The organism is Flavobacterium sp. (assembly GCF_032153895.1).
GTDB lineage: Bacteria > Bacteroidota > Bacteroidia > Flavobacteriales > Flavobacteriaceae > Flavobacterium.
The window spans coordinates 32,495-42,790 of record NZ_JALDYN010000016.1; the positions used below are offsets into that span (position 1 = coordinate 32,495).

Annotated in this window: 10 protein-coding genes; 8 read left to right on the forward strand and 2 right to left on the reverse strand. The window is 35.0% G+C overall.

The annotated features are described in order from the left end of the window. Nucleotides 1-58: 58 nt before the first annotated feature. The 6 genes from RUH60_RS07345 (at nt 59) to RUH60_RS07370 (ending at nt 4,081) form a co-directional block, all read left to right on the forward strand. Nucleotides 59-664 (forward strand): lactate utilization protein B/C, encoded by a 606-nt coding sequence (locus RUH60_RS07345; protein WP_313806915.1) that lies wholly within the window; start codon nt 59-61, stop codon nt 662-664. A 1-nt stretch (nt 665) separates the two neighbouring features. Then, on the forward strand, nt 666-1,484 hold the full coding sequence (locus RUH60_RS07350; protein ID WP_313806916.1) for a phosphatidate cytidylyltransferase: 819 nt from the start codon (nt 666-668) through the stop codon (nt 1,482-1,484). Further along, nucleotides 1,465-2,127, forward strand: a complete 663-nt coding sequence (locus tag RUH60_RS07355) for a phosphatidylserine decarboxylase family protein (protein ID WP_313806918.1) — start codon at nt 1,465-1,467, stop codon at nt 2,125-2,127. Before RUH60_RS07350 ends, RUH60_RS07355 begins: the two co-directional genes overlap by 20 nt. Next, the gene (locus tag RUH60_RS07360) at nt 2,127-2,411 is read left to right on the forward strand and encodes an acyl-CoA-binding protein (protein WP_313806920.1); all 285 of its coding nucleotides are present in this window, start codon (nt 2,127-2,129) and stop codon (nt 2,409-2,411) included. Before RUH60_RS07355 ends, RUH60_RS07360 begins: the two co-directional genes overlap by 1 nt. 34 nt (nt 2,412-2,445) lie before the next feature. Beyond that, nucleotides 2,446-3,228 (forward strand): superoxide dismutase, encoded by a 783-nt coding sequence (locus RUH60_RS07365; RefSeq protein WP_313806922.1) that lies wholly within the window; start codon nt 2,446-2,448, stop codon nt 3,226-3,228. 115 nt (nt 3,229-3,343) lie between these two features. After that, on the forward strand, nt 3,344-4,081 hold the full coding sequence (locus RUH60_RS07370) for an FkbM family methyltransferase (RefSeq protein WP_313806924.1): 738 nt from the start codon (nt 3,344-3,346) through the stop codon (nt 4,079-4,081). A 57-nt stretch (nt 4,082-4,138) separates the two neighbouring features. Here the strand turns inward: RUH60_RS07370 and RUH60_RS07375 are convergent, their stop codons facing one another. Continuing rightward, on the reverse strand, nt 4,139-6,766 hold the full coding sequence (locus RUH60_RS07375) for a valine--tRNA ligase (protein WP_313806926.1): 2,628 nt from the start codon (nt 6,764-6,766) through the stop codon (nt 4,139-4,141). Between the two features lie 318 nt (nt 6,767-7,084). Here RUH60_RS07375 and RUH60_RS07380 point away from each other — a divergent pair, with 318 nt between their 5' ends. Continuing rightward, nucleotides 7,085-7,519 carry a DUF1573 domain-containing protein gene (locus RUH60_RS07380; RefSeq protein WP_313806927.1) on the forward strand — a complete coding sequence of 145 codons (435 nt, stop codon included), beginning with the start codon at nt 7,085-7,087 and terminating at the stop codon, nt 7,517-7,519. A gap of 47 nt (nt 7,520-7,566) precedes the next feature. Here RUH60_RS07380 and RUH60_RS07385 read toward each other — a convergent pair whose 3' ends face one another. Next, nucleotides 7,567-8,886 carry a PDZ domain-containing protein gene (locus RUH60_RS07385; protein WP_313806929.1) on the reverse strand — a complete coding sequence of 440 codons (1,320 nt, stop codon included), beginning with the start codon at nt 8,884-8,886 and terminating at the stop codon, nt 7,567-7,569. A 126-nt stretch (nt 8,887-9,012) separates the two neighbouring features. Here RUH60_RS07385 and RUH60_RS07390 point away from each other — a divergent pair, with 126 nt between their 5' ends. Further along, nucleotides 9,013-10,203 carry a pyridoxal phosphate-dependent aminotransferase gene (locus RUH60_RS07390; protein WP_313806931.1) on the forward strand — a complete coding sequence of 397 codons (1,191 nt, stop codon included), beginning with the start codon at nt 9,013-9,015 and terminating at the stop codon, nt 10,201-10,203. The last annotated feature ends 93 nt before the right edge of the window (nt 10,204-10,296 follow it).

Below are 10,296 nucleotides of genomic sequence, written 5' to 3' on the forward strand. Positions count from 1 at the left end.
GATTTTTTTATCTTTGGTTGTTATCAAAGTGTAAAATTTCGAGATTCCCTTAATATATATGAGTCTTTTCAGAAAGTTTTTTGGCACCTCATCCGAAGATTCAAACGAAGAGAAGGATAAAGAGAAAACGAGTCCTTACCTACCGGATCCGGTAATGCCTATTGATGAGTTATTTACCTATAAATTCAAAAAAAACGGCGGTAAGTTTTTGTATTGCGAAAACTTGACCGAAGTTCACGATAATTTCGAAAGCATCTTAGAAGAAAACGATTGGTTTGAAAAAGACGCCATGTGTATTGAACCAAAACTTTTCAGTCTGCTTGACGAAAACAAACTCAACTATACCAATCCGCAGAATCCTGAATTTTTATTAGCCTCTTGTGAGAACTTAATTGCAGACGAAGGTTCAATCCTTTTCTCCTCGAATCAAATCAAACAGTTCAAACCTAACGATTTGCCGGCTAATATTGTGATTTTGGCTACAACAAGTCAAATTACTGGAAACAAGAGTGATGGTTTAAGGGAAATCAAAAGGAAATACGACAAAGAATACCCAACTAATATTACCACATTTAAATATTTCGAAAAAGCCAAAGAAGAAGACTTCTTACAATACGGAAGTTGCCCTAAAAATCTTTATTTGCTGCTTTTAGAAGATTTATAATATGCAGGAAAGCGTTACCAGAAGCCTTTCGGGTGTTGTTTATATAGCACTCTTGATATCAGCAACTTTATTTTCACAATACAGTTTTTCGTTGCTTTTCGGGATTTTCATGCTCATTTGTGTGGTGGAATTCTGCAAGCTGATTCACTTAAAAAGCTCGGTTCCAATCTTATTGGCCCTTTTGAGTTACGTTATTTTTGTGTTCTTCAGCAACAGCAATACCAAAACCGATTTTCTGTTAACTTTTGCCACATTATTCGTTTCCATCAATTTAATTTTAGATCTTTTTATTGAAAAGCTTAAACCGCGTGAAGACAAAATTTCAAAATTTGTAAAACTGTTCGGTTATATCATACTTCCCTTCGTTCTACTGATGAAAATGCCTTTTATTTCTGGTGTTTTTAACCCGAAAATCATCATCGGTATCTTTATTTTGATTTGGACGAACGATACCTTTGCTTATATCGTTGGAAAATCATTTGGAAAACATAAATTACTGGAGCGTATTTCGCCAAAGAAAACCATTGAGGGTTTTATCGGAGGGTTAGTTTTTACGACGATTGCGAGTTATGTTTTGAGTCATTTTTTTACTTTTTTTTCAGCTCCGGTTTGGATTGCAACAGGCTTGATTGTTGGATTCTTCGGAACGATTGGCGATTTGATTGAATCCAAATTCAAACGCGTTGCCGGCGTAAAAGACAGTGGAAAAATAATGCCCGGACATGGTGGCATCTTAGATCGCTTAGATAGTGTTATATTTGTAATACCATTTTTATATTTATTTTATCAAATTCTAAATTATGTTCATACAATTTCATAAAGAAGGAGCAAAAATCATTTTAGGAGCAACCATTGCAGCTGTAGCAGTGATTTTTTTAGCAGATATGTTTATCAATATTTTCTGGTTACAGAAAGCCGTTCAGCTTTTTACGCTTTTTATGTTGATTATGATATTGCAGTTTTTCCGTAATCCGACGAGAATTGTTGCCATCAACGACAATCATATCATCGCTCCGGTAGACGGTAAAGTTGTAGTTATTGAAGAAGTTTTTGAACCGGAATATTTCAACGACAAACGCATAATGGTTTCTATTTTTATGTCACCAATCAACGTTCACGTGACGCGTTATGCCTTAAATGGTTTGGTAAAATACAGTAAATATCATCCTGGAAAATATTTGGTTGCATGGCATCCGAAAGCCAGTGAAGAAAACGAAAGAACTACAGTTGTTGTTGAAAATAAAGTTTTTGGTGAAATTTTATACCGACAAATTGCTGGTGCATTAGCCAAAAGAATTGTAAATTACGCTAAAGAAGGCATGCAGGTTGTTCAAGGTACCGATGCCGGATTTATCAAATTCGGTTCTAGAGTAGATTTATATTTACCTGTCGGAACGGAAGTTAATGTAAAACTGAATCAGAAAGCCGTTGGCGGAAAAACAATCATTGCGATTAAAAATTAATGACTGATAAAGAGTTAGACATATTATTTGAAGAAGCATTTGAAAATGCGCAGTTGATTCCTCAAACTTCGGTTCCGATTGATCAACAGCTTATCCTATATGGCTTGTACAAGCAAGCTACATCAGACACATCTGACCGCTACTTCTTCCGTCCGGACTCGCAAAACATCAGAAGCGCTTTTAAACTCAATGCCTGGATGCAGGTCAATCATCTTTCGGCTGTTGAAGCTAAAAAACAATATATTGAGATTATTAACAATCTAATGAAAGAACGAAATTTGTAATCAGATTTCGTTTTTTTCTTTAAAATCTTTTGAAATGAATGCATTGAAAACTACTCTACTATTAGCGAGCATTGCACTTTTAACATCTTGCAGAAATAAAAACAACTTAGAAGAGGTGGTTCAAATACCGGAACCAGAAGCTCAGGAAACCCAATCCATTTATGGAAATCCAGCGGATGTAAAAGCAGAGAAAGGAAAATTCAAAATGCGCGGTTTACCCTATGCCTACAACGCTTTAGAGCCCTATTTTGATGCTCGAACAATGGAAATTCACTATTCCCGTCATCATTTAAGCTATTGCAATAATTTAAACAAAGCCATCAAAGGTACCGAAATTGAAAGCTGGACTTTAGAACAGATTTTAAAAAGCGGTGATCCAAATAATGTAGAAGTGCGAAACAACGCAGGTGGTTACTACAACCACAACCTGTTTTGGGAAACAATTGCTCCAAAAGCCGGTGGTCAGCCAAAAGACAGCTTAGCTGCAGCGATTAACCGTGATTTTGGGAATTATGATACTTTTAAAAATCAGTTTGTTCAAGCTGCCGGAAAGCAATTCGGTTCAGGTTGGGCTTGGTTAGTGGTTGATAAAACAGGCAAATTAATTGTTGGAAGCACCTCAAATCAAGACAATCCATTAATGCCGGAAATGCCTATAAAAGGAACGCCAATTATGTGTTTAGATGTTTGGGAGCATGCCTATTATCTTAAATTCCAAAACAAACGTGGTGAGTATATTTCAGCTTTTTTCAATGTTGTGAATTGGAATGCGGTCGAGAAAAAATATCTGGAAGTAAAAAAAAATAATTCCATATAAATTGATTCTAAATAACTTTAAAAAGTTAGTATTCTCAATTCATTTTATCATAATATATTCTCATCTTTACGAATAATCTTTTAGTAATACTACAATGCATAAAATAGAGCGGTTATTGAACATAATATCTAAATTAGGTTTTTGGAACGGATTGAACGTTAGCTTAAAAATAGCAACCGGTAATGTGGACAACATAAAACTATCAGGAATTAAACATCCGTTTTCATTAAGAAAAAAAACTTCTGACATTCCAACATTTTATCAGATCTTCATTAACGATGAGTATCGAATACCCCCACAAAAAAAAACAAATATTATAATTGACGGAGGTTCAAATATTGGATTATTCTCTATTAAAATGAAAAATGAATATCCTAATGCTAAAATTATTTGTATCGAACCAGATTTAGACAATGTTAAATCAATCCATAAAAACCTTTCCCCTTATGATAATGTATTTATAGAAAACAAAGGATTATGGAGTAAAGATACAATGCTTAAGATTTCGGATAAATTCAATTTAGGTAAATGGGGTATGGTTGTAGAAGAAGTTGAAAAAGATGGAGACGTTGATGCTATTTCAATGAGCTCGTTATTAAAAAAATATTCTATTGAATATGTAGATATCCTAAAATTAGATATCGAAACCAGCGAGAAAAGTCTTTTTTCCGAAAACTATGAAGAATGGCTGCCTAAAGTTAGACTAATCATCATTGAATTACATGATTGGGCTGAAAGAGGTTGTTCAAAACCATTTTTTGAGGCTATCAATAAAGTCTATAATAATTACTCTTATTTGCCTCTTGGAGAAAATACCGTTATAATCAATCATGATTTAGACGACCAGTACTAACCCAATATTTCATCATTAAAAACCCCCAATTTTTTATTGGGGGTTTTTTAATTGTTTTTATTTCAAACTTACTAAACTTTGTTCTATAGTGCTAATTTTCGCTAAAGCATCAGCCTCTTTTTTGCGTTCCATTTCGATAACTTTCTCTGGAGCGCCCGCTACAAACTTCTCATTGGATAGTTTCGCTTGTACCGATTTCAAGAAGCCTTTGGTATAATTCAATTCTTCTGTCAATTTCGCGATTTCTGCATCGATATCAATATTACCAGTAATCGGAATAAAGTACTCGTTGGATTTTACACGGTACGATAACGCTCCATCCACTTTTTCAGAAACATAATCTAAATTAGTTACATTCCCTAACTTTTTGATAATAGAATCGAAGAAAACCGAAGCCTTTTCATTATTCACTACTTTCAATTCGATAGTATCTTTGAATGGAATGTTTTTATCTTTTCTGATGGTTCTGATTCCTGAAATTACATCGGTTGCAAAATCAAAATCTGCAATTAAAACTTCATTCGCAGAAGTCATTTTTGGCCACTCCGCCACAATTAAAGCTTGTTCTGGAGTTCTTTCTGCAATGTGTTGCCAAATTTCTTCGGTTAAGAACGGCATAAACGGATGCAATAACTTCAGATTGGCTTCCAACATTTCAATTGCTTTATCAAATGTTTTACGGTCAATCGGCTGTTGGTAACCCGGTTTAATCATTTCCAGGAACCAAGAACAGAAATCGTCCCAAACCAATTTATAAATCGCCATTAACGCATCTGAAATTCGGTATTTATCGAAATTATCTTCAATCTCCGCTAAGGTTTTCTGCAACTTCGCTTCGTACCATTCAATCGCTACTTTTGAAGATTCTGGCTGCTCGATATCAGCAACTTCCCATCCTTTAATCAAACGGAAGGCATTCCAGATTTTATTAGCAAACGCTTTTCCTTGGTTGCATAATTCTTCGTCGAATAAAATATCATTTCCGGCTGAAGCACTTAACAACAAGCCACAACGAACGCCATCGGCACCGAATTTTTCAATCAAGCCCAGCGGATCAGGTGAATTTCCTAAAGATTTAGACATTTTACGCCCTTCTTTATCACGAACCAATCCTGTCAAATATACATTCGAGAACGGTTTTGCATCAGCATATTCGTAACCTGCAATAATCATTCGGGCTACCCAGAAGAACAAAATATCCGGACCGGTAACCAAATCGTTCGTCGGATAATAATATTTAAAATCTTCATTTTCAGGATTCATAACGCCTCCAAAAACAGCCATTGGCCATAACCAGGAAGAAAACCATGTATCTAAAGCATCAGCATCTTGTTTTAAATCAGAAACTTGAAGACTTGCATTTCCAGTTTTTTGTTTAGCTAATTCTAAAGCTTCTGCTGGAGTTTCCGCTACAACGAAATCTTCTTTTCCTTCACCGTAATAGTAAGCAGGAATTTGTTGTCCCCACCATAATTGACGGGAAATATTCCAGTCGCGAATGTTGTTCAACCAATGCGCATAAGTGTTGTTGAAACGGCTCGGATACAATTTAATTTCGTCGGATTCTAAAACAGCTTTGATGGCTGGTTTTACCAACTCTTCCATCTTCAAGAACCACTGATCTGATAATCTTGGTTCAATTACAGCTTTCGTTCTTTCAGAAGTACCAACTTTATTTAAGTGGTTTTCAACTTTTGTTAAAGCACCGATGGTTTCTAATTCTTTAGAAATTTCCTCACGAACTACGAAACGATCTTTGCCTTGATAATGCAATCCGAAAGAATTCAAAGTCGCATCTTCATTGAAAATATCGATGATTTCCAAATTGTGCTTTGCTCCTAATTCTTTGTCGTTCACATCGTGCGCAGGTGTTACTTTCAAACATCCGGTTCCGAATTCCATATCAACGTATTCGTCGAAAATAATTGGAATAACTCGGTTGCAGATGGGAACAATCGCTTTTTTACCTTTCAAATGTTGGTAACGTTCGTCTTCTGGGTGAATACAGATAGCCGTATCTCCTAGAATCGTTTCCGGACGCGTAGTTGCTATGGTTACAAATTCATTAGAACCTTCTATCTGGTATTTTAAATGGTATAATTTCCCTTGTCGTTCTTCGTAGATAACTTCTTCGTCTGAAAGCGTCGTTTTTGCTTCCGGATCCCAGTTTACCATACGGTAACCACGGTAAATCATCCCTTTGTTGTATAAATCTACAAACGAACGGATTACCGATGCCGACATATCCGAATCCATCGTGAACTTAGTACGGTCCCAATCGCATGAACAACCTAATTGTTTTAATTGTTCTAAAATGGTTCCTCCATATTTATCGGTCCATTCCCAAGCGTGTTTTAGGAATTCTTCGCGGGATAAATCGTTTTTGTTGATGCCTTCTTGTTTTAACTTAGCAACAACTTTAGCTTCAGTAGCAATGGAAGCGTGATCGGTTCCCGGCACCCAACAAGCGTTGAATCCTTTTAAACGCGCGCGACGGATTAGTACATCCTGAATCGTGTTGTTTAGCATGTGTCCCATGTGTAACACTCCGGTCACGTTAGGTGGCGGAATTACAATGGTATATGGTGTTCTGTGGTCTGGCTTAGAATGAAAATACTTGTTCTGCATCCAGTAGTCGTACCACTTTTTTTCTACGGTTTTGGCTTCAAATTGAGCTGGTATCATGTTTTGTTATAAAATTTAGATTTGAAAGTTTAAACGTGATTTTTAAACTTATACTTACGATTACAAAAATTCAATTCGTACCCTATCTAGCCCCGATGGAAGCAACTACCTTGTAGTGCGCACAGCGGGAATAAGGCTCACAGACACAAGCTGTTGACTCGCTCCAAAAAAAGATTGCTATGAAATAAACTTTGGTACACTTTTTGTAATTTATCTGCAAAAATAACGATAACGGACAAATAAAAAAAGAGCGTTAAATTATTTGTTCGTTTATTAAAACAATGTAATTTTACAAATAACAATTAAAAACGTATTACAATGAAAAAATTATTAGGATTAGTAGCCATTTTAGCTTTCAGTGTTGCTTCTTATGCGCAAAAAGGACCTAAAATTGAGTTCAAAGCTAAAGATAACACGATTGATTATGGTACTGTAAGCAAAGATGCTGACACTGGAATCAGAACTTTTGAATTTACAAACACTGGTGACGCACCTTTGATTATCACTAATGTGCAGTCTACATGTGGTTGTACAGTTCCTTCTAAACCAACTGAGCCAATCATGCCAGGAAAAACCGGTAAAATTGATGTAAAATACAACATGAACCCTGGTAAAATTTCTAAAACCATTACAGTAGAATCTAACGCTGTAAATGTTGAAGGCGGAAAAGTTGCTTTACGTATTAAAGGTGAAGTTGTTGTAAAACAAGAGAAAAACGTTCTTGAAAAAGGAAAAGTTGGTCCACAATCGTAACAACTTTACTTGATAAAAAATAAAAAGCCTGCTTCATGCAGGCTTTTTTATAATAGTTTTTTGAGTTGGAATTCAAACTTTTTCCGAACGCCTTTTCGTTCGATTTCAATTATTATTGTCTTACCATCTTCGGATTGCAAAAGCTCTGTAATTTTTTGCTTTGTAAGATTTTGAACGTTTTTACCATCAATTCGTAAAACCAAATCTCCAACCTTTAGCCCAGCTAATTCTGCCGGCGAATCTTTTCTCATGGCTGCAATTTCAAAAATAGGCTTCAGAACAAATTTATACTTGAAGTTTCCTGTTTCAAAAGCAATATCAGACTTGCTTAATCCTTGTTTATTTAATTCATCTTTATCAATACCTTCGCTAACCCATTCAACTCCTGCGTGTTGTATTTCTAAACCACTCATATTATAATTAAAAGGCTCATGAAAATAATTGTTTTTTTTCAACATGATTTGACTTCCCTCAAAATCAAAAAATATGGTGAATCGCTTTAAAATTTCACTCCCAACTGAACCGTTTCGGTTGTTAATTAACCTTAACTGCTTATAAGATGTAGTGTCCGGATAGGAAACTAAAGGAGAGTTTAACTTGAATTTAGAAAATTGAATTTCATCCAAACGTGATTTTTTCCCTAAAACCGTCCCTCCGATTCCTTCACCTAAAACATCGTTAAAATAATTTTTATTAGATTGAATACTATCATTTTCAAACAACCATAAACCATCTCCTAAACCTGTATCAATTAACAACTTTAATGCATGTTCCTTGTCATCCAACTTGATTTTAACATCAAGATATGGTCTTCCTTTAGTAATTGAAATTGGAAATTTTGTAAATGTTTTTAATTTACTTGAATCTAGAATTTTTTTGTCTTTGTATAAGGTTATCTTTTTGGCTCCGTAATCAATTTTTACCACATGATTTGAAAAAAAAGAATATCCTAAAATACCATTGACAGGTATACCAATTCGAGAAGAGAAATTTAGTTTTTCATCTAAAATTATCAGTAAATCAAATTCTTTATTAACATATCCATCGGTCACTTTTGCAATATTGTTTTCTGAAAAAATGCCTTCTGCCATTTCTTCATTGCCTAATCCAGAAATTTTAATTTTTCTAGTATTATAAAGGTTTATGGAATCATTTTCCGGAAAACTAAACAACAAAGAAGGCTCCGAACCAGAATCTAACAACATATTGAGTTTCGTATTGTTAATTTCTATAGGGATAATAATTAAATTATCGACAAACGTAAAAGGAATTACAATCTTATCCTTCTTAGATTCCCATTGAAACCCTTTTTGGCTGAAAGCTTGTATTGTAAGAAAAACAAAAAGAAGCAAGTAACCAATGCGCATAAAATATCTTTTTCTGAAAATTACTACATTTTATCAAGAAAACCTATATTTTTTAAAAATTTATAACAATACATTTTTTCTAATTTTTAAAAATAATCGCACCTTTGCATATCAAAAAAACAAACCATGCCAAAAGTTTCAAATAAAGGACAACAAATGCCGGAATCACCAATCAGAAAGTTGGTTCCGTATTCTGAAATGGCCAAAAAGAAAGGTCATAAAGTATATCACTTAAATATTGGTCAACCGGATATCAAAACGCCGGATGTTGCCTTAAATGCTGTAAAAAATGCCAACATTGAAGTTTTAGAATACAGTCATTCTGCCGGTTTTGAAAGCTACAGAAACAAATTGGCAGCCTATTATCAGAAACATAACTTACCCATCAATTCTTCGGATATCATTATCACTACAGGTGGTTCTGAAGCGTTATTGTTCGCGATGGGAAGTACGATGGATCAAGGTGATGAGATTATCATTCCGGAGCCTTTCTACGCTAACTACAATGGTTTTTCGACTGCTTCTGGTGTAAAAGTAGTTCCGGTAATTTCAGGAATTGAAACCGGATTTGCCTTACCACCAATTGCTGATTTTGAAAAATTAATCACGCCAAAAACAAAAGCGATTTTAATCTGTAACCCTGGAAATCCAACGGGATATTTATATTCTAAAGAAGAAATTCTTCAATTGGCTGAATTGGTTAAAAAGCATGATTTATTCCTAATTGCTGACGAAGTATACCGCGAATTTGCTTATGACGGTTATACACATCATTCCGTAATGAACGTTCCAGGTATCGAAGAACATGCTATTATGATTGATTCCGTATCAAAACGTTACAGTATGTGTGGTGCAAGAATCGGTTGTATTGTTTCTAAAAACAAGGAAGTAATGACTACGGCAATGAAATTTGCACAGGCGCGTTTAAGCCCGCCAACGTATGCACAAATTGCCAGTGAAGCGGCTTTAGAAACTCCTCAAAGTTATTTCGATGATGTAATTACAGAATACAAAGACCGTCGTGACACTTTAATCGCAGAGTTAAATAAAATAGAAGGTGTTACCGTTGCTACTCCAAAAGGAGCTTTTTACTGCATCGCTAAATTACCGGTTAAAAACGCAGATGATTTCGCGCAATGGCTATTAGAATCTTACGATTTTAACGGAGAAACTATAATGGTTGCTCCTGCAGCAGGGTTCTACTCTACTCCGGGTGTAGGCCAGGATGAAGTCCGAATCGCTTATGTTCTTAAAAAGGAAGATTTAATCAAATCAGTGCAAATCTTAAACGAAGCACTCAAAGTTTATAACAACTAATCAAAAGCCTCTTAATTGAGGCTTTTTTTATGTTCAGGAGCAAGACAATTGGTATTCCAAATGGCTTATGGTTCCTGCTGTCCGTTATATCTT